Source organism: Chromobacterium sp. CCUG 30098 (assembly GCF_059916605.1).
This window is the reverse complement of record NZ_JAUCGS010000017.1, coordinates 18,496-38,374: the sequence shown is the minus strand read 5'-3', so window position 1 is coordinate 38,374 and position 19,879 is coordinate 18,496. Positions and strand designations below refer to the sequence as shown.

The 19,879-nt window shown below is 65.3% G+C and carries 14 protein-coding genes; 7 read left to right on the top strand and 7 right to left on the bottom strand.

Annotation, left to right across the window (positions count from 1 at the left end; all coding sequences use genetic code 11):
• Positions 1 to 11: 11 nt before the first annotated feature.
• Complete coding sequence (locus QUG03_RS22505; RefSeq protein ID WP_500821047.1) at positions 12 to 3,335, bottom strand: DUF748 domain-containing protein; 3,324 nt, start codon at positions 3,333 to 3,335, stop codon at positions 12 to 14.
• Positions 3,336 to 3,738: 403 nt separating this feature from the next.
• On the opposite strand from QUG03_RS22505, the gene QUG03_RS22500 reads away from it, so the two are divergent.
• Together QUG03_RS22500 and QUG03_RS22495 are read left to right on the top strand one after the other, a co-directional pair.
• Positions 3,739 to 5,079 carry a glutamine synthetase family protein gene (locus tag QUG03_RS22500; protein WP_107800145.1) on the top strand — a complete coding sequence of 447 codons (1,341 nt, stop codon included), beginning with the start codon at positions 3,739 to 3,741 and terminating at the stop codon, positions 5,077 to 5,079.
• A gap of 288 nt (positions 5,080 to 5,367) precedes the next feature.
• Complete coding sequence (locus QUG03_RS22495; protein ID WP_500821046.1) at positions 5,368 to 6,099, top strand: transglutaminase-like domain-containing protein; 732 nt, start codon at positions 5,368 to 5,370, stop codon at positions 6,097 to 6,099.
• Between the two features lie 21 nt (positions 6,100 to 6,120).
• Here the strand turns inward: QUG03_RS22495 and QUG03_RS22490 are convergent, their stop codons facing one another.
• Positions 6,121 to 6,936, bottom strand: coding sequence for a class I SAM-dependent methyltransferase (locus QUG03_RS22490; protein ID WP_500821045.1), 816 nt, complete (start codon positions 6,934 to 6,936; stop codon positions 6,121 to 6,123).
• A 326-nt stretch (positions 6,937 to 7,262) separates the two neighbouring features.
• Between QUG03_RS22490 and sph the strand changes: the two genes are divergently transcribed.
• A complete protein-coding gene (gene sph / locus QUG03_RS22485) occupies positions 7,263 to 8,783 on the top strand; it encodes a sphingomyelin phosphodiesterase (protein WP_500821043.1) in 1,521 nt (506 codons plus the stop codon).
• 185 nt (positions 8,784 to 8,968) lie between these two features.
• Here sph and QUG03_RS22480 read toward each other — a convergent pair whose 3' ends face one another.
• Entirely contained in the window at positions 8,969 to 9,373 is a 405-nt protein-coding gene (locus tag QUG03_RS22480; RefSeq protein ID WP_107800141.1) for a DUF3995 domain-containing protein, read from the bottom strand.
• A 227-nt stretch (positions 9,374 to 9,600) separates the two neighbouring features.
• Here QUG03_RS22480 and QUG03_RS22475 point away from each other — a divergent pair, with 227 nt between their 5' ends.
• A complete protein-coding gene (locus QUG03_RS22475) occupies positions 9,601 to 10,725 on the top strand; it encodes a hypothetical protein (RefSeq protein ID WP_500821042.1) in 1,125 nt (374 codons plus the stop codon).
• Between the two features lie 74 nt (positions 10,726 to 10,799).
• Here QUG03_RS22475 and pta read toward each other — a convergent pair whose 3' ends face one another.
• The 3 genes from pta to pflA form a co-directional block, all read right to left on the bottom strand.
• A complete protein-coding gene (gene pta, locus QUG03_RS22470) occupies positions 10,800 to 12,884 on the bottom strand; it encodes a phosphate acetyltransferase (RefSeq protein ID WP_107800140.1) in 2,085 nt (694 codons plus the stop codon).
• A 115-nt stretch (positions 12,885 to 12,999) separates the two neighbouring features.
• Positions 13,000 to 14,193: an acetate/propionate family kinase gene (locus tag QUG03_RS22465; protein ID WP_043594375.1), complete on the bottom strand. Its 1,194-nt coding sequence runs from the start codon at positions 14,191 to 14,193 to the stop codon at positions 13,000 to 13,002.
• Between the two features lie 92 nt (positions 14,194 to 14,285).
• The gene (pflA, locus tag QUG03_RS22460) at positions 14,286 to 15,077 is read right to left on the bottom strand and encodes a pyruvate formate-lyase-activating protein (RefSeq protein ID WP_107800139.1); all 792 of its coding nucleotides are present in this window, start codon (positions 15,075 to 15,077) and stop codon (positions 14,286 to 14,288) included.
• Positions 15,078 to 15,527: 450 nt separating this feature from the next.
• Between pflA and QUG03_RS22455 the strand changes: the two genes are divergently transcribed.
• On the top strand, positions 15,528 to 16,661 hold the full coding sequence (locus QUG03_RS22455) for a Vgb family protein (RefSeq protein ID WP_500821041.1): 1,134 nt from the start codon (positions 15,528 to 15,530) through the stop codon (positions 16,659 to 16,661).
• Positions 16,662 to 16,802: 141 nt separating this feature from the next.
• Here the strand turns inward: QUG03_RS22455 and QUG03_RS22450 are convergent, their stop codons facing one another.
• Positions 16,803 to 17,582, bottom strand: a complete 780-nt coding sequence (locus tag QUG03_RS22450) for a FadR/GntR family transcriptional regulator (protein WP_235087920.1) — start codon at positions 17,580 to 17,582, stop codon at positions 16,803 to 16,805.
• A 176-nt stretch (positions 17,583 to 17,758) separates the two neighbouring features.
• Here QUG03_RS22450 and lhpI point away from each other — a divergent pair, with 176 nt between their 5' ends.
• Both lhpI and QUG03_RS22440 read left to right on the top strand, forming a co-directional pair.
• Entirely contained in the window at positions 17,759 to 18,670 is a 912-nt protein-coding gene (gene lhpI / locus QUG03_RS22445) for a bifunctional Delta(1)-pyrroline-2-carboxylate/Delta(1)-piperideine-2-carboxylate reductase (protein WP_500821040.1), read from the top strand.
• Between the two features lie 189 nt (positions 18,671 to 18,859).
• Positions 18,860 to 19,876: a proline racemase family protein gene (locus QUG03_RS22440; RefSeq protein WP_500821039.1), complete on the top strand. Its 1,017-nt coding sequence runs from the start codon at positions 18,860 to 18,862 to the stop codon at positions 19,874 to 19,876.
• Positions 19,877 to 19,879 lie beyond the last annotated feature (3 nt).

Sequence of the window (19,879 nt, the reverse complement as noted above, 5' to 3'; positions counted from 1 at the left end):
CGGCCGCCGCCTCACGGCGTCTTCAGCTTCACCTCCAGCGGCACCCCGTCGCGGCCGGCGGAGACCTTGACCGGCTCGCCCAGCTGGATGCGCTCCTGCAAGGCCGGATCGGTCTTGAGCATGGCCGCGCGCGCGTTGGCGGCGCGTTGCTTGGCCAGTTGCTGCAGGCTGGCGTCGGTGATGCTCTGCGCGGCGATCAACTCGTCCCGCAGCAGCTTGCCCAGGGCCGCGCCGGACGGCCCGCCCGGCTTCAGCGTGTGGCCCAGCAGCTTGAAGCGGCCGATCTGCTTGCCGTACATCGATTTGACCGCGGACAGGATTTCCTCGTCCTGCATGTCCGGCAGCGGCAGCGGCTCGCCGGCGCCCAGCTGATGGCCGGCGGCGGCGAAGATCGCCAGATCGGTTTGCGCGCGCGCCATTTCCTTGCGGTCCGCGTCGGCGTTGTAACCGCCGCTGATGGACAGCATCAGCTTGGGCCGCTTGACCATCAGCCCGGCCACCTTGACCAGCTTCTCCCGCTCCGGCGGCGTCACATTGGCCTCGCCGGCCACGAAGCGGATATCGTCGAAGCCCTCGCCGCCCAGCAAGGCGCCCAGCGCGCGGAACGGCGCGGTCACCACCTTGGTCACCACGTTGACGATGGCTTTCCAGATGATCTTGCCATAGCTGAACTGCGGATCGTCCAGGCTGCCGGCCACCGGCAAGTCCAGGTCGATGCGCTTGTCGCTGTCCTCCAGAATGGCCACCGCCAGCCGCAGCGGCAGCCGCGGGCCCTTGTATTCGCTGTCCGGCAGCTCGTCGCCCAGTTGCAGAGAATCGATCACCACCCGGTTCTCGCCCTTGAGCTGGCGCTGCTCCAGCAGATAGCGCAGATCCACCGACAAGCGTCCGTCCTTGACCTGCCAGCCGGCGAAGTTCATCGAATACGGGTTCAAGGTGCCCATGGAGATATTGCGGAAGGCCAGGGTGATGTCGGTGTTGTCCGTGGGCGCCAGCGGCGACAGCGCGCCGCGCACCTTGACGTCGCCGAACTGGTCCACGTCGCCGTCCAGCGTGATGTTGCCGCGCTGCTTGGCGCGGGTGGACAGGTTCTGGATGGAGCCGCGCAGATTATGCATGTCGGACGCGAAGTCAGGCTTCATGCCGTGGTCGGCGAACTGCACCCGCCCGCCCTGCACATGGATGGACCGGACCTCCACCAAGGGCAGCGGCGCCGCCTTGGCCGCCGGCGCCGGGGTCGCCGGCTTGCCGCCCTGGCCGGCGAACAGCCGGGTCAAATTGAGCTCGCGCTTTTCGTCCAGCACCAGCCGCGCCGCCGGCCCTTGCAGCCGCACATCGTTGATCGTCGCTTTCAGTGGCATGCCCTGAGCGCTGAGGCCGCGCACTTGCAGATCGCGCCACCCCAGCAAGGGCAGCTTCTCGCCCGGCTCGTACACCGCCAGCCGCGCCACGCCGGCGGAGCCGCCGACGCGCCAGCCGCGCGCGCCGACATCCAGATTCAGATCCGCGGACAACGCGCCGCCGCCGAAACGCAACGAGGTTCCGCTCAAGGCGTACGGCGCCAGCGGCGCCAGCTGCACCCCGTCGGCGCGCAGCCTGCCCTTGAGCGCGCCGGCCGCGGCGTCGATATCGGCTTTGACCGCCAGCTTGCCGCCGTTGAGCCCGCCGGCCAGATCCAGCGCTAATTGCCGGCCGTCGTCCACCTCCACCGTGCCGCCCAGGCCGGACAGCGTCATGCTGGCCGGCTTGGACAGGCTGCGGTCGGTCCAGCGCAGCTGGCTGTCCTGCAAAGCCATTTCCGGGTAATCGAACTTCCAGGCCGGCGCGGCCTCGCCTTGCGCGCGCGCCGGGGCGGCGGCCGGTTTGGAACCGCCGGCCGGCTCGAACAAGCGGGCCAGATTGATCTGGCCGGCGCGGTCGCGCTCCACCTGCGCGTCCAGTCCGCTCAAGCTCAGCTTGCCCGGCTCGATGCGACGGCCTTTTTGCGACAGCTGGCTGGACGCCAACTCGGCGCTGGCCAGGCTCAAGACCGGCGCCGCACCCTGCGCGCCCAGCTTCAGCTCGTCCAGCCGCGCCAGCAGGCCGGTCAGCGCGAAGCCGTTGTCCGGCGACAAGGAGAAACGGCCGGACAGCAAAGGCAGTTTGGCCTCCAGCGCCAAGGGCTGGCGGAAACCCTGATCCGCGTAGCTCACGCGCCAATTGCGCAGCTTGATCGCCTCGATGTTCACCAGCCACGGCAGCGGCGCGGCCGCCGGCTGCGGCTTGGCGGCGGCCGGCGCGGCCGGAATCGCCTTCTGCCAGTCCACCGTTCCGTCGCGGTCGCGCCCGGCCATCGCCAGACCCTGGTCCAGTTCGATGGACTGCACTTTCAGCATTGAACGCGCCAGATCCAGCGCGCCGCCTTCGACGCGGACTTCCGGAATCGTCAGTTCGCTGCGGCCGCCCGGCGCCTTCAGCGCGAAGCGCAGCAGGCTGGCGCGGAACGGCGACACCGTCAGCTCCGGCGTCTTGCCGGACATTTCAAAATGGTAGCGCGCGGACACGGACAGCCGCCCTTCCGGCGCGGCGGTGTTGAAATGCGGCTGCACATAGGGCCAGACCGAGGCCAGCGGCAACTCCGCCATCTGCGCCTCGCCGTCCGACTTCAGCGGTTGCAGATTGATGCTGCCCTTCCAGTTGAAGCGGGTGCCGTCGGTCATGGCCGCCTGCATCGTATAACTGCCGTTTTCCGGCAGCGTGGACAGGTCCAGCAGCGACAGATTCAACGGCACCAGGGTGAAGCGCTCGTCGCCGCCCAGTTGATCGGACAACTGCGCCTGGCCCTTGCGGATGTTCAAGGCCTTGATCATCAGCCGCGGCAGCTTGTCCGAGCCCCCTTCGGGCTTGGCCGGGCCGGCGGCGTCGGCGACGAAGCTGGCCCAGTTCCACTGCCCGGCGCGGTTGCGCGCCAGGGCCAGCCGCGGCTCTTCCAGGGAAAACTCCTGCGCCTGCCAGCGGCCGATCAAGAGCATGGACGGATCCAGGTTCAGATACGCCCGCTTCACCGCGAACAGCGGCCGGCCGTCGCCCTCGCTCAGCTTGAGATCCCTGACCTCCAGCGACATGTCCCAAGGCGTGATCCTCACCTCGCCCATGCTCAGCGTGCGGCCTATGCTCTTTGCCCACTTGGCCGCGGCGTCGCTGATCATGCCCGGCGCCAGCCAGCCCAGGAAGCCCCACAGCAGGGCCAGCAAGACGATGGGAACCGCCAGCCAGCGCAGCCAACGACGGCGCGGTTTAGACGCTGGCGGCTTGGAATCTGAAGCGGGAGTGATCTGTTCGGTATCGTTTTCCATATCGTCTAATTCTAATACTCATAAAGAGGTCTTAACAGTCCCCTGGGCAGATTTCCCTGTTGCCGCAAACCAACAACTGACCAGCATCCAATCAATAATCATTGCGAATGTCCACGCGCCGGGACTAGCATGCATTCGTTCAAAATATTGAACATTTCGAACCAAAAACGATCAATGCTTTCAAAGCGGCATTGTGCCTTATTACCAAATCTGAGAGGAGCACCCGGATTGCCGATCCATCATTGGGCCCGATTCCAGCCCCGTCCCGCCTGCCCGCGCAGCCCCGGCTGCCGCACACTGGACCGTAGATTATTTTTAGTACAAGCGCAGCGGCCGCATACGCTGAGGCACGACGCCCAGCGCGACAGCAGCTCGGGCGCGCACACATGACAACAGAGGCTTTATGAATAACGCAGAACAAATCAACAAATGGCTGGACGACAATCGCATCACCGAAGTGGAATGCCTGATCCCGGACATGACTGGGCTCGCCCGCGGCAAGATCGTGCCGCGCCATAAATACAATCCGGCCGAAGGCCTGCGCCTGCCTGAAGCCGTGCTGTCCATGACCGTGACCGGGGACTACCCGGACCAGGACTTCACCTCCCTCGCCGATCCCGACATGCGGCTGATTCCCGACGCCAGCACCCTGCGTCCGGTGCCGTGGAACCTGGAGCCCACCGCCCAGATCATCCACGACTGCGCCTTTTTCGACGGTCGCCCGGTGGACTTGGCGCCGCGCAATGTGCTAAAGCGCATCCTCAAGCTGTACGAAGACGAAGGCCTCAAGGCCGTGGTGGCGCCGGAAATGGAGTTCTACCTGGTGGAAATCCAGCCGGACGAAGACATCCCGCTGCGCCCGCCGGTTGGCCGCACCAAACGCACCGAAGCCGGCATGCAGAGCTTCTCCATCGACGCCGTCAACGAATACGACGGCATCTTCGACGTGATGTACGACTGGTGCGAAGCCCAGGGCCTGGCGCTGGACACCCTGATCCACGAAATGGGCACCGCCCAGATGGAAATCAATCTGGACCACGGCGACCCGCTGGCGCTGGCGGACCAGGTCTTCCTGTTCAAACGCACCGTGCGCGAAGTGGCGATCCGCAACAATATGTACGCCACCTTCATGGCCAAACCGATGCAGGGCCAGCCCGGCAGCGCCATGCACTTGCATCAGAGCGTGGTGGACAGGGAGAGCGGCAAGAACATCTTCAGCCTGAAGGACGGCCAGCCCTCGCAGAAATTCTTCCATTTCATCGGCGGCCTGCAAAACTATCTGCCGCCGGCGATGCCCTTTTTCGCGCCCTATGTGAATTCCTACCGCCGGCTGAGCCGCTACACCTCGGCGCCGATCAATCTGTCCTGGGGCTACGACAACCGCACCTGCGGCCTGCGCGTGCCGCACTCGGACCCGCAGGCGCGGCGAGTGGAAAACCGCCTGGCCGGCGTGGACGTCAACCCCTATCTGGCCATCGCCGCCAGCCTGGCCTGCGGTTATCTGGGCATGAAACAGGGCCTGATGCCGTCCGAACCGCTAAGCGGCAGCGCCTACGAGCAACCGCACCAGTTGCCCCGCCACCTGGACGACGCCATCGACATGCTGCTCAAGTGCGAACCGCTGACCAATCTCTTCGGCGAACACTTCATCCGCACCTATAGCGCGATCAAGGAAGCCGAGTACCGCGAATACTTCGACGTGATCAGCCCGTGGGAGCGGCGCTTCCTGCTGCTGCACGTTTGATCGGCGCTTAGAGCGTGTTCACCGTTTCGCAAGCCAGGCTGAGACAAGGCGAAAACCGCTGAGAAAGCGGAGCGCGCACACGGTAGACGCGCGTTTCGAAGTGGTACTCGCCGTGCAACGCTTCACAATGCGCTGCGGACTTTGAACCACTTCTTAAGGCGCGGACCGCTCGCCGCCGGCCCCTGTTCCGGACCGGCGGCTTTTCCGCCCCACCGTCATCAAACTGTGCATTGACAATCCCCGGCTCAGAATATTCAATATGCTTAACACTTGCCGCCAGAGCATTCCATGCACCCAAGCCCCCAGCCCGACCCCGTCCGCCCAGCGTCCTGCGCCGGGCTGAGCCTGAGCCAAGTCCTGCGCCAGGTGCAAAGCGACGCCTCCCCGGACAACGACCGCGACTACTGCCGCGCGCTGCACGACTTCGTGCGCGACCGCGTGCGCTTCGGCTTCACCAGCCAGTTTGAAACCGTCACGCCGGAACGCACGCTGGCGCTGGGCCGCGGCCATTGCAACGCCCAGGGCGACCTGCTGCGCGCGCTGCTGACCACCGCCGGCATTCCGGCGCGGCTGCGCTTCGTGCGGCTGGACAAGCGCGTGCTGCGCCACGCGGTGCCGGCCCCGATCTACCTCTGCCTGCCGGAACACCTGTTCCACGGCCTGGTGCAAGCGCGGCTGGACGGCCGCTGGCTGCACTGCGACAGCTATCTGTTCGACCCCGACGGCTTCGAGCGCCAGTACGCGCGCCTGCTCGCCTCCGGCCTGCCCCGCGGCTACGGCCTGCGCCTGGGCGCGGACTGCCGCTGGAGCGCGGACGCCGACAGCTTCTGCCAAGCCGGCGCCGACGACCTCCACGACGAAGACCCGGTCTACGACAACCTGGCCATCGCCCTGCAGGAAAAAGCCGGCAACAACACCTTGCTGGGCCTGCACTTCAACCAATGGCTGAAGCTGGCGCCGTCTCCGCTGCGTCGGCGCGGCGAACGCTATCTGAACAGCCGGCTGCATCCCGCCCGCTGACGCGGCCGGCCGGCTCGGCCGCTATGACGGCAAGCCGCCGGCCCCCGGCTTGCACGCCCAGGTGGCGATGAAGGCCGGCAGATAGCCGTCGATGACAAAGCGCGGCGTCGGCTGCATCTCCTCGTGAAACCCCGCCAGCAAGAAACCGGCCTCCAGCTGGCCGCCTATCTGCTCCGCCAGGCTGTGGCCGAAGACCAGCGCCTCGCCGCCGGCCCGCTTGGCCGCCAAAGCCTCAGGCGCCAGATCCCGCAGATCGGAATACGGCGCCGGATAGCGCGGCCGGATCAGGCCCTGGCGCGCGTATTCCGGATCGCGGTCGCCGATGAAGGCCGCCGGATTGAAAAAGCTGCTGAGCAGGCGGCCACCCGGACGCAGCACCCTGAAGCACTCGCGCCACACCGGACGCACATCCGGCACGTAAAGATTGGAAATCGGGTGGAATACGCAATCGAAGCTGGCGTCGGCGAAACGGGACAGCTCGCGCATATCGCCCAGCTCCGTCGCCAGGCTCAGCCCTTCGCGCCGCGCCACCAGGCGGTCGCGCTCCAACTGCTGCTCGGAGGCGTCCAATACCGTGACCTCGGCGCCGGCCGCCGCCAAGAGCGGACCCTGCTGGCCGCCGCCGCTGGCCAGGCACAGAATGCGCCAGCCGGCCACCTGATCCAGCCAGCCGACCGGCAACGGCCCCGGCGTCAGCCGCGCCCGGTGATCGCCCGCGCGCGCGGCGGCGACGGCGGCGGCGTCCACCGGCTGCGACCACGGGCCGGCCTGCTCGGCCTGGCGGTCCCAGGCGGCCTGATTATGCGAAAAAATATCGAGAGAAACGTGTTCCGACATGGGGAGTCCTGTTCCATTCAGAAAATTGGGGACACCCAGCCAAAACCGCATCCATAGCGAAATGGACAGCCCCCGCGAAGGGGCAAAGACGAAGCGGAAGACCAAACGAAACGGCAATGCGGCAAACGGCCCTGGCTGGGCAAACGAGTGACGGGCATTACAGCTTCATTCCGGCGCGCTCCTATTGGGACAACACTGAAGAGATTCAAACCGCGCAAGCCTGGCGGCGCAGGCGCTCATTCTACGCCAGATCAAATTTAAATGACATAGCAATTCCGTAAACCACGCCATTCAAGCTTTGCGCTCCCCCACCCCTCGGAGACATGATGAAAGCTTGCCTGGCACTGTGCGCCGCGCTGCTGGCCGCCCCCGCCCTCGCCGCCTATCCCGACGACCTCAGGCTGACCACCTGGAACGCGATGCTGCTGCCGCAGTCGCTCTATCCCAATTACGGCCAGGAACAGCGCGCCCGGCTGATCGCCGCCGCCCCCATCCTGCAAAACCAGGATGTGGCGGTGTTTCAGGAACTGCAGGACAACAGCAGCTCCGAAGCGCTGCTGCAAGGCCTGAAAGCCCGCTTCCCGCACCAGACCCCGGTGATAGGCCGCAGCCAGAGCGGCTGGGACAGCACCGATGGCTGGAACGGCGCCAAGCCGGAAGACGGCGGCGTCGCCATCGTCAGCCGCTGGCCGATTGTGGAAAAACGGCAATATCTGTTCCGCACCGCCGGCTGCAGCTGGGAACAATACGCGCTCAAGGGCTTCGCCTACGCCAAGCTGCAAGCGGGCGGCCGCTACTATCACGTGCTGGGCGCCCACCTGCAGTCGGAAGACAGCGGCTGCAAGGACCACGCCGCGGTGCGCCAGGCCCAGCTGCGCGAAATCGCCGACTGGCTGCGCGCGCGGCAACTGCCCAAGGACGAAATGGTGCTGATTGCCGGCGACATGAACGTGGACCGCCGCAAGCCGGCGGAATACCGCGCGATGCTGGACATCCTGCAAGCCAGCGAGCCGCGCTACGCCGGCGTCGCCGACAGCTTCGACACCGCGCGCAACGGCCTGGCGCTGGAGCGCTACGGCGCGCGCGGCGGCGACGTCCCGGAATACCTGGACTACATCCTGACGCTGAAAGCCCACCGCCAGCCGTCCGCCTGGCACAATCTGGTGCTGGACGCGCCGTCCCCGCAGTGGACGGTGCAATCCGTCGGCAAGCACACTTACGCCTACACCGACTACAGCGACCACTACCCGGTGCAGGCCTTCGCCTGGGCCGACGCCGCCACGCCCACGCAATCCTATACCGACCAGGCCGGCAGCTACCGCCAGGTAAGCCTGCAAAACCTGGGCAACGGCCAATGGCTGCAAAGCGCCGCCGCCAACGACGGCTGGCTGAAGACCGGCCCCGGCAACGGCCCCGCCGCCCGCTTCAATCTGTCCAACAACTTCGCCATGCGCGACAACGGCTGCCTGCGCTCAGGCGACTATCTGCGGGTGGAGCGCGCCGACCGCCCCGGCTGGTTCTGGACCTGGTGGGGCGGCCTGGACGCCAATCAATACGCCTACTACACCAAGCAAGACCCGCTCAACGCCTCCACGGAACTGCGGCTGCAGATTCAGGACCGGCCGGACGGCTGCCTGCGGGACGGCGACATCGTCAGTTTCAAGGATTGGGCGCGGCAGAGCGATTACTACCTGACCGCCTGGAACGGCGGCGCTCACGATGGCCAGCTCTATCTATGGCAGCCCGGCGTCGGCCCGCGCGAACGCTTCCGCGTCGGCATCGCGCGCCAGCCGCAGCGGCAGGATTGGAAAGCGCAATTGATTTACGCGCAGAACAAGAAGCGCTAAGAACGTGTTTACGATCTCGCGAGCTAAGGCGAGACAAGGCGAAAACAGCTGAAAAAACGGAGTGCACACACGGTATATGAGCATTTCGAAGCGGTACTCGCCGTGTCACGTCTCACGACGCGCAGCAGATCGTAAACAGATTCCAACGAGAACAGCGGGCGGCTAGCCGCCCGCTTTCAGAAGCGTTACCAGGCGAGGATCAGCAACAAACTGCCCAGCAACAAACACAAGGGAGAATAGAAACGGGTGTCGTTGCGGGCGAAGCGGCTATCGCGCACGCTCTTGAACAAGCCGACGTAGCGGAATTCGCCGATGCCGCGCAGCAGCAACGCCGCCGCCAGCGCCAGCAAGCCCCAGCGCACGGTCTCCATTTGCCAGAAGCGCGTCAGATGGCCATGCAGCGCAACCGCCAGCGCCGACAAGGCCAACACGCCGGCCACGGCGAACGTGCCGCCGCGGGTGGGCTGGAACAAGGGCTTGCCGTCCACTTCGGGCACGGCGGCGCCCATGCCCACGGTGCCGCCCAGCGCCCAATAGCAATGGACCAGACTGATAATCAGAAAAACAGTAATCAAAAACAGGCTCAGCATAAGCAGGTTCCCTTTCTAATTAAGTGTTTATCGGAAGTTCAACCTCGCCTTGATTATAACACAATCCCATCTGCATTGATTTTCGGCAAAAAAACGGCAACGCCGGGCAAACTCGCGCCCATCGCCGCGGATGGCGCGCTGAGTGAATTCTGCAAGCCGCCCTCCGGCTTTTTGACGACAGTAGCGGGGTCGAATCACTCCATGTCTTCCACTTGAAAGCCGACCCCATGCCAAACATCACCGCCCAAGGCGCCACTCGCCCCCTCGCCGCTCCCGCGGCCTTGCCGACTGCCCGCGCCGCCGCCGCTGCTCAGCCACAACTGGGCCTGGGCCGGCAGCTGGCCAGCGCCTCGAATCGCTGCGCCGCCGCGCCGGACCGCCCGCAAACCACGCAAGGACCCGTTCCGCAGCAAGCCCGTTTCCAGTCGCTGTTGTTCCGGGTGGCCAACGGCGAGGTCAACGCCTCCCCTGCGCGTCAGGACCAAGCGGTGGCGCTGTACGGCCTGAGTCACGCGCAAATGCAGCTGTCCCGTTTCGTGCGCGGCGAACTGGACATGCAAAACGTCGCCACCATCGCCAATTACAATAAGCAGCTGAACATCGTCCATTACAGCCGCGACGACGCCATGTATAGCATCTCGCCTCGCAAGCTGATCCAGGAATTCAGCCGCCACATCAGCGACGCCGCCGCCGGCAAGCTGGTCAAGCGCGCGCCGCAGCCGGCCGCCCCCATCCTCCAGGCCTGGGCCGATTACCTGGGCGCCCATCACACGCGGCTGGACCCGTTTGTCCGGCTCAACGCGCTGCTGGCCGACGTGCCGCCGGCGGAGCGCTCCGCCGTGGCCACCCGCTTTGTGCTGAAGAACACCAGCGGCGGCTGCCGCACGGAAACCACGGTCAACACCTTGCTCTATCTGGTGCACGCCTGCGGCTGCAAAAACGCCGACGACGTCGCCGCCGCGCTCGGCAAGCGCACGCTGGAACAGCGCGACCTGCTGGACCTGTCCGAACTGTTCATCAAGCACTTCTTCCGCAACTCCAGCAAACTGGGCCTGGAATTCTTCGCCCAACAAGGCGCGGAAATCGCCTTTGCCTGGAACGACGCCGGCCGCGGCAAGATGGACCTTGAAGCGATACGGCAAAAACCCTGGCAAGAACAGCAGCGCCGCTTCCAGCACAGCTACGAGCCGATCACCTACTCCGAAGTCCGCTCCGTGCTGCGTCAGCCCGAGCTGTTCGACGGCAAGGTCTCCAAAGTGTATTTCGCCGACAACGGCGTGGAACTGGCCGGCTCTCCCGCCTCCGAGCAATGGGTGGCGCTGACGCGCCCCATCGCCGCGCAGCGCCACTAAACAAGGCCGCATAAGACAACAGCCCCCGGCGCTTTCGCACCGGGGGCTGTTTTCAGATCAAGCGCTCTCGCCGCTTACTGCGCGTCCGCCTGGATCGCGGTCAGGGCGATGGTGTAGACGATGTCGTCCACCAGCGCGCCGCGCGACAGATCGTTGACCGGCTTGCGCAGGCCTTGCAGCATCGGGCCCACCGACACCACGCCGGCGGAGCGCTGCACCGCCTTGTAAGTGGTGTTGCCGGTGTTCAGGTCCGGGAACACGAAGACATTGGCGCGGCCGGCCACTTCACTGTCCGGCGCCTTTTGGCGGCCTACGGATTCCACGCTGGCGGCGTCGTACTGCATCGGGCCGTCAATCATCAGATCCGGGCGCTTTTCCTTGGCGATGCGGGTGGCTTCGCGCACTTTCTCCACGTCCGAACCGCTGCCGGAAGTGCCGGTGGAGTAAGAGATCATCGCCACGCGCGGGCTCAGGCCGAAGGCGCTGGCGGAATCCGCGGACTGGATGGCGATGTCCGCCAGTTGCTCCGCGTTCGGGTCCGGGTTCACCGCACAGTCGCCGTACACCAGCACCTGATCCGGCATCAGCATGAAGAAGATGCTGGACACGATGCTCGCGCCCGGCGCGGTCTTGATCAGTTGCAGCGCCGGACGGATGGTGTTGGCGGTGGTGTGCACCGCGCCGGACACCAGGCCGTCCACCTCGTTCAGGGCCAGCATCATGGTGCCGATCACCACGCTGTCCTCCAGCTGTTCCGCCGCCTGCGGCGCGGTCAGGCCCTTGCTCTTGCGCATTTCCATCATCGGCGCCACGTAGCGGCCGGCGGCCTCTTTCGGGGCCAGGATTTCAATATCGGCCGGCAGGGTCACGCCCTGGGCTTCCGCCACCTGGCGGATGCGTTCCGGTTCGCCGATCAGCACGCAGCGGGCAATGCCCTTCTCGTGGCAGATGGCGGCGGCCTGGATGGTGCGCGGCTCGTCGCCTTCCGGCAGCACGATGCGCTTTTGCGAGCGGCGCGCGCTCTCGATCAGACGATGGCGGAAGGCCGGCGGCGGCAGGCGTACTTCGCGCGGCTCGCCGATCTTCTGCACCAGCACCGCGGTGTCGATGCGCTCGGCCACGAAGTCGATCATCGCCTGCATGCGCTCGGCGTCTTCCATCGCCACGTGACGGTCCAGATTGGCCAGCATGGTGCTGGTCTCATAGGTGTCGCGCTCGGTGGACAGAATGGTCAGGCCGGCTTGGCGCGCGGACTGGATCAGCGGCAGGATGCTGCCGGACACCGGTTCGCCGCAGGTCAGCAGCAGGCCGGCCAGCGGCACGCCGCGCAGCATGGCCAGCGAGGTGGCCAACACCACGTCGCTGCGGTCGCCCGGCGTCACCACCAGGGTGCCCGGCAGCAGGCGTTCGGCCATCTTCTCCACGGTGCGGGCCGCCACCACGGTTTCGCGCATGCGCGCTTGCTCGATCTGGCCGGCGTGTTCGATCTTCAAACCCAGCGCGCTGACCACGTCCAGCACGCGCGGCGCGTCCAGCTTGGCGTCGTAAGGCACGCAGCCCAGCAGCGGCGTGGCGCAGCCCTGCTCCGCCAGCTCCGCGCGCAGGCCGGCCAGATTGCCGCACTCCGCGCCGCGGTTCAGCAGCAGACCGGCCAGTTTGCCGTTGCCGTCGGCGCCGAACTGGCGCTGCACCAGCTGCACGCATTCGGCGATGTCGCGCGCGCCGCGGCCGGCGCCGGACAGCACCAGCAACAGTTCCGCGGACAGGCTGCCGGCCATTTCCGCGTTCAGGCGGATGGCGGTTTGCGCGTCGCTGTCCGGCACCAGGCCTTCAACGATCAGCACATCGTGATTGTCCCGCGCCTGTTCCGCCAGGCGCACCACGTCTTCCATCAAGGTGGCCAGCTCGCCTTCGCGCAGCATGGCTTGAGCGCGGGCAAACGGGATGGACGCCGGCGCGTCGATATTGCACAGCTGACGGGCGAAGTGGCTGGACAGCTCTGCGCCCACGCTGGCGGGCTGCGCGATGGGCTTGACGAAGCCCACCTTGATGCCGTCGCGCTCCAGCGCGTGCACCAGGCCCAGGGTCATGGAGGTCAGCCCGGCGTCCGAACCATAGGAAGCCAGGAAAAACACTCGTTTCGGTTGTTGCGATGTCATGAGTTTTACTTTCGACGCGCGCGCCGCCGCAAAGCGGCCCGGCGTTCAGAATCAGGCGGCGGCCGACGGAGCGCCGGCCGCGCGATACGGACGCGGCTTGCGCCGCGAAGTCCTATCAGATACCGGCCAGGTCGGCGGTATCCTTGGCGATCATCCACTCTTCATTGGTGGCCATCACCAGCGCGGTGGTGCTGCCCGGCTGACTGATCACGCCGGTGTTGCCGCGCACGGCGCGCTCGTTGGCGGCCGCGTCCACGGCGAAGCCCAGCACCTTCATGTGGTTCAGGGTCTTCTCGCGCAGCAGGCTGGAGTTCTCGCCGATGCCGCCGGTGAACACCAGCGCGTCGATGCGGTCCAGCGAGGTGGCCAGGCCGCCCAGCAGGCGGGCCAGACGGTGGGCGAACATGTCCAGCGCCAGTTGCGCGTCCACATTGCCTTCCGCCGCCGCTTCTTCCAGAGCGCGACAGTCGCTGGACACGCCGGAAATGCCCAGCAGGCCGCTCTGCTTGTTCAGCAGATTGTCGATGCCGTCCAGATCCAGGCCTTCCTTGCGGGCGATGAAAGTCACCGCGGCCGGGTCGATATCGCCGGAACGGGTGCCCATGATCAGGCCTTCCAGCGGGGTCATGCCCATGGTGGTGTCCATGCACTTGCCGTTTTTCACTGCGGAAGCGGACGCGCCGTTGCCCAGGTGGGCGATCAGGATGCCGTGATTAGCCGGGTCCAGCTTCAGCTCCGCCACGGTTTCGCCGGCGATGAAGCGGTGGCTGGTGCCGTGCATGCCGTAGCGGCGCACGCCGTATTCTTTGTAGAAGCGCTGCGGCACGGCGTACATATAGGCCGGCTTCGGCATGGTCTGATGGAAAGCGGTGTCGAACACCACGACTTGCGGCAGCTTGGGGAAGGCTTTCTGCGCGGCGCGGATGCCCACCAGGTGGCCCGGGTTGTGCAGCGGCGCCAGCGCGCAGCATTCTTCGATGCCGGCCAGCACTTCGTCGGTGATCAGCGCGGAGGCCTGGAAGCGCTCGCCGCCGTGAACGATGCGGTGGCCGATGGCAACCACGCTGTCCAGCCACTCATGCTCGCCCATGAAACGGGTCAGCGCTTCCATCGCCTCGGCGTGGCTGCCGCCGTTCAGCGACTCCGTCTTCTTGCCTTCCGCGGTTTTGAAAATGATGCGCGAATCCGCCAGGCCCAGGCACTCGGCCAGACCGGACAGCAGCGGCTCGCTGGAGCCCTTGGGCAGCAGCGCGAATTTCAGCGAGGAACTGCCGCAGTTGATCACCAGAATTTCAGAAGATGTCGTCATAATATATCAGCGATTCATGATAGATAATTCGATAAACAAGCAGCGCCGCTCCGGGCGACGCTGCCAGCCAAAAACCACCGGCCGGAAGGCGTTCAAGTCACCTTCAAGCCTTTACAGGAAAACAACTCGCGGGCACGTTTGACTTGCTCCGGCGTGGGAATCGGCGTATCCGCCAACTGGTATTCCATGCCCAGCTTCTGCCACTTGTCCATGCCCAACTGATGGAAGGGCAACACCTCCACCCGCTCCACCACACTGCCCAGGCCGGCAACGAAATCCGCCAGCCTGCTGATGTCCTCGTCGCCGTCGGTCAAACCCGGCACCAGCACGTAACGCACCCACATTTTCTTGCCCAGGCGTTGCAGCCGGCGGGCAAAGTCCAGCGTCGGCTGCAAGGGCTGGCCGGTCAGCGCGTGATAGCGCTCCGGGTCCGAATGCTTGATGTCCAGCATCACCAGGTCCACCGCGTCGAACCACTCGTCGCTCACCCGCTCGTGCAAAAAGCCCTGGGTATCCAGCGCCGTGTGCAGGCCGAAGCGGCGCTTGGCCTCGCGGAACAGCGCGCCCACGAAACCGTCCTGCATCAGCGGCTCGCCGCCGGACACCGTCACGCCGCCGGCGAACTTCAAAAAGCGCGCGTACGGCTCCAACTCCGCCATCGCCTGCTCCACCGTGGCCTGGCGGCCGTTGTGCAGCTTCCAGGTATCCGGGTTATGGCAGTATAGGCAGCGGAACTGGCAGCCCGAGGTGAAGAAGACAAAGCGCATGCCAGGCCCATCCACCCCGGCCCCGCTCTCCGTGGAGTGCAGGTAACCCACCACGGATTCGGGAGACATGGCGTGTTCTTGCGGGACCGTGTCCACGGCGGTTTGGGTATCTGGCATGCGTTTGTGCTCCTATGGCCGACAGAGGCCGGCCCTTAACAGGCCGCCTTTTAAAGCATAGTGCGCGGTTCCGAACGGGGGCGAGCCCAAAACGCCAGAGCCGAACACAAATGTTATTTTACGAACACATTTTATATTCTAAAACGAAAATATGTGTTTGATACAGGTCAAAAGCGTACATTGTGATGTGCGCACGCCACATCCTCCCACACCCCCCACCCGGCAAACCCTTGATTTACGTGGAGTTCTAGTTAAAACAGTCGTTAGTTTTACCTTGCACTGCAATATTTCCGCTCGTTCACGAACATCGTCATAACACGCCGGGGGCATAAACCCGGCCCCGCAAGCGCCGGACCGCGGCTGAGCTGGATCAAGGCAAGCCCCGTTTTTGCAAACGTCATGACCGGCGCCTATTATGCCAAAGGGATTCCACACCTTCGGTAAACCGCCATGAACGCACTGCGCCTCGCCCTCAAAAGCGTGATCGAATATCCGCTGCCCGCCTCCAGCCAAACCCATGAAGTGGCCGCCATCGGGGCGGACCTGCTGCTGATTTCCCAGCAACCATCCGGCGCCCTGGTCAAAATGCGCGTGGACCCGCACAGCGGCCAGCCGCGCGCCGCCGTGTCCCACGTCATCGACAACCCGTTTTCCGGCCTGCACGGGCTGACCGTTTCCAAAACCCACCCCGGCTGCCTGTGGGTGACGCTGCAATTCCAGTCCGAGCTGCTGCTGATAGACCCGATAGCGTCTGACCTCACCACGCCGCCAAAAATCCTCAAGCGGGTGCCGCTGCCGCCGCCGGCGCGCGGCCCGCACGTGGTGGCGGAAGACGGCGACATCCTGTGGACCTCCTGCAAGGACAGCCATCACATCGTGCGCATCAACAGCCTCATGCCCGCGGACGCCACCCTCTATCCCTGCCCGCCGCGGCCCATCTTCGTCCAGCTCCACCCGGACAGCGGCGACGTGTACGCCACCCTGGACCAATCCAGCCAGCTCTACCGCATTCCGGCCAACGGCGACGCGCCGGCCGCCATTGAAATCCCCGCCGAACACGGCAACACCCCGGTGGGCATGGTGCCGGGGCCGGACGGCAATCTGTGGTTCGCGCTGCTGGGCAACGCCTCCGGCGGCAACGGCGGCTTCGGCCGCGTGCTGGCCGGCGGCGAGATCGACTGGTTCCAGCTCACCACCGCCCCGGCCGCCGGCGCCGGCTTCATCCACCTGGGCTTTCCGCCCGCCGCCGGCCCGGAGCCGCGGCTGTATCTGCTGGCCTCGTCCATGGCCAGCGCCAACGCCCTCAACGGCGTGGTGCAAGTGAAGATGAGCGCGGACTACAGCCGCGTGGAAGCGCAACAAACCATCGCCTTCCCCTCGCAGCACAGCATGAGCCACCGCGTGCTCAGCACAGTACATGGGCTCTACGCCACCGAACTGGGCGCCTGCTGCCTGGCGCATCTGCGGCCGGCGGAGAATCGTTACGGCGAAGGCGTCAATGAAATGGCCGACCCCTATTCGCTGTGGGGCTGCGGCATACCGGAGGGAGAAGTGCGCTATCCGGGAGCGCACCGGGAGGAATAGCGCCTGACCATGCCCGGTCTGGCGAAGCCTTGACGGCAGGATACGAATGAACGGCTCCGGCCCCGCAAACAACTCTGTCCAGTGACGGGCGCGCCTGCGGGGCCGGAGCCGTTCAGCCATGCGGATCCATACGCTGGCGGCTTAGCCGGAGATATCCCGCCTTACCCGTCGCAAATGCTGCTCGACGTAAAAGGCCGCGGCATCCTCATCGCCGATGATGATGGATTCGTAAATCAGCTGATGTTCCGCAACGTACAAGCCAATACGCTCCTCATCATAGATGCCATCGTCGCGCAAGCGCTGCCAGAGAGGCTGCGCCATGGCTTTGGCCACCTCATCCGCGATGCGCACCATCAGCGCATCGCCGGTCATCACCGCCAGTTGCCGATGGAACAAGCGGTCGCTTTCACTCCAGAGCACTTGCTGCGCCGGAATGTCTATGTTTTTGACCCCCTTCATTTGCGCCAGGTAATACTCCGCCCTTTCATCGCGCTGGCCTTTTCTGGCCGCCATGCGGGCAATGGCCGGCTCTAGTATCAGCCTAACTTCCAGCGTCGATATCGGACTGTCGTCCGCCTGCCCGCGCTCGTTTGCGGGCACGGCTTGCCGCAGCCGTTGCAAGGCATCCTGGCAGACATAGGTGCCCGATCCGCGGCGCGTCATCACCAGTTGCTGATTCTGCAAAGCGCCAATGGCCTCCCGTACGGCGGGCCGGCTCACGCGGTAACGGGCGGCGAGCTCTCTTTCCGAGGGCAGGCGCGACTCAGGAGGAAACTCCCCTCCAACAATGCCGTTGCGGATCTGTTCAGCAAGCTGCTCATAGATGGGAAGCGGCTGAAAGTGGCTCTGTTCCAGAGTACTGGCATCCATTCTGGTTACCCCAAAACCAATTTGTTGTGAATTGGTGACAATTACGACCATGCCCCCGCCGCCGCAGCAGAAGCCCTTGTGACACCACCTCTAAATTGGTAACTTACAAAACAAGTTAACGATATAACAAGGTAATTTTAAGACCAATTTTATGGATTCCGGCAAAAACCCCAAGGGTAAACCGCGGATTTGGTCTGAATTTTGCCACTTATCGATGAGGGAGCACCATGTCCATCCCCGTACTGCCCGCCTCCGCAACCAAGAGCTTGTTGCCGATTGCCGATCTTTGTCAGGCCCTGTCCCTTGCCGCCGCCGAATACACGGCAGGGCGGATCGTCAGCCCGGAGCGGCAGGTGCTGCCCTTGCGGGGCGACGCCGTGCTGCTGTCCATGCCTGCCAGCGCCAGCGATATCGGCATTCACAAACTGGTCAACGTGTGCCCGGACAACCTCAAGCAGGGCCTCCCCACCATCCATGGCATCGTCAGCGTGTACGACGCCCTCACCGGCCAGCCGCTGCTGATTCTTGACGGCCCCACGGTGACCGCCCAGCGCACCGCCGCCATTTCCATGTTGGCGATCAACAGCCTGTACGCCGGCAGGCCGGCCGCCATCGCGCTGATAGGCGCCGGCAAGCAGGCCTCCGGCCATCTGGAAGCCATTGCCGCCCTGTTCCCGGACATCCGCGTGGATGTGCATGGCCGGGAAATGGCGGACAGCGCCGAGTTCTGCCGCCGGCACGCCCCCCTTCCCTTAGCGCTACGGCCATGCCGCGGCCGCGTAGCGGACGATGTCGGCGTGGTGATCACACTGACCACCAGCAAAGCGCCGATCTACCACGAGGACGCCCGCAGCAACCGGCTATTGGTGGGAGTGGGAGCGTTTCGTCCGGACATGGCCGAAATCGGGCCGGCCGCCATCGCCGGCAGCCAGCTGTTCTCTGACGACCCTGTCGGAGCGCGGCATGAGGCCGGAGACCTGATCCAGGCGGGCGTGGACTGGGACGCCGTGCGGCCCTTGGCTGAGGCGATAGCAGGACGCTACGACGCCAAGCGCCCGCGGCTGTTCAAGAGCGTGGGCACCGCGGCCTGGGATTTGGCGGCGGCGCGCTGCGCGCTGGCGCATTGGAAGGCCGGTTAGCCGGGCGGCAACGTCCAGTTAGCCAAGAGCCGCTAACAAAACCGCGCAGCGTACCTGAGCCAAGGCGCGCCGACGCAGGCAGTACAAGCCGTACGACAAGGAGGCGCAACGCTGGATCAGGGGTTTTGTTAGCGGGTCTAAACGAACGGTGCGCCAACGCACCCGACGATAACTAGGAGGAGTGAACACATGAATCCATTGCCTGCGGATTTTGTCATCGAGACCGTGGAAATGCACACCGGCGGCGAGCCGGTGCGCATCGTGCTCAACCTTGGCGACAGGATTCAAGGAGCGGACATCCTGGCCAAACGCCGTTTCATGAGCGAGCGCCTGGACCCCGTGCGCCGCCTGCTCATGCATGAACCACGCGGCCATTACGATATGTATGGCGCGGTGCTGGTGCAGCCCTCCATGCCAAACGCGGACCTCGCCGTGCTGTTCACCCACAACGAAGGCTATAGCACCATGTGCGGGCATGCCGTGATCGCCCTGGCCCGCTTTGCGGTGGACAGCGGCAAAGTGCCCGCCGTGGCGCCGCTGACGCGGGTGGGCATCGAATGCCCATGCGGCCTGGTGGAAGCCTTGGTGGAAATCCAGAACGGCAAGGCCGGCGCCGTGCAATTCGAGAGCGTGCCCGCCTTCGCCTTTGCCCTGGACCTGCCCGTCACCGTGCCGGGCATCGGCGAAGTGGTCGTGGATATCGGCTACGGCGGCGCCTTCTACGCGGTCGTCGCCGCTGAAAAGCTGGGCGTATCGCTGGATGGCCGCCTGCGCGAGCTGGTGGACGCCGCCTCCGCCCTCACCCAAGCGGTGCGCGACGCCATCGCGGTGCGCCACCCCATTGCCGACGACCTGAGCTTCTTGTACGGCAGCATCCTCACCGATGGCCGCGACCGGGCCGCCGATGGCGGCAGCCGCAATGTCTGCGTTTTTGCCGACGCCGAAGTCGACCGCAGCCCCACCGGCTCCGGCGTCACCGCCCGCATGGCCATCCGACACGCCAAGGGGCTGGTCGCGCCTGGGGAAACCTGCGAATTCCAAAGCCTGACCGGAGCGCTGTTCAGCGGCGCAGTGACCCGCCAAGCCCAACTGCCGGGCCATGACGCGGTGACGGTGCGCGTGGCCGGGCGCGCCCACTACAGCGGCAAAGCCAGTTGGTCATTGGAGCCTGACGATTTGATTGGCCGGGGCTTTCTACTGCATTGAACG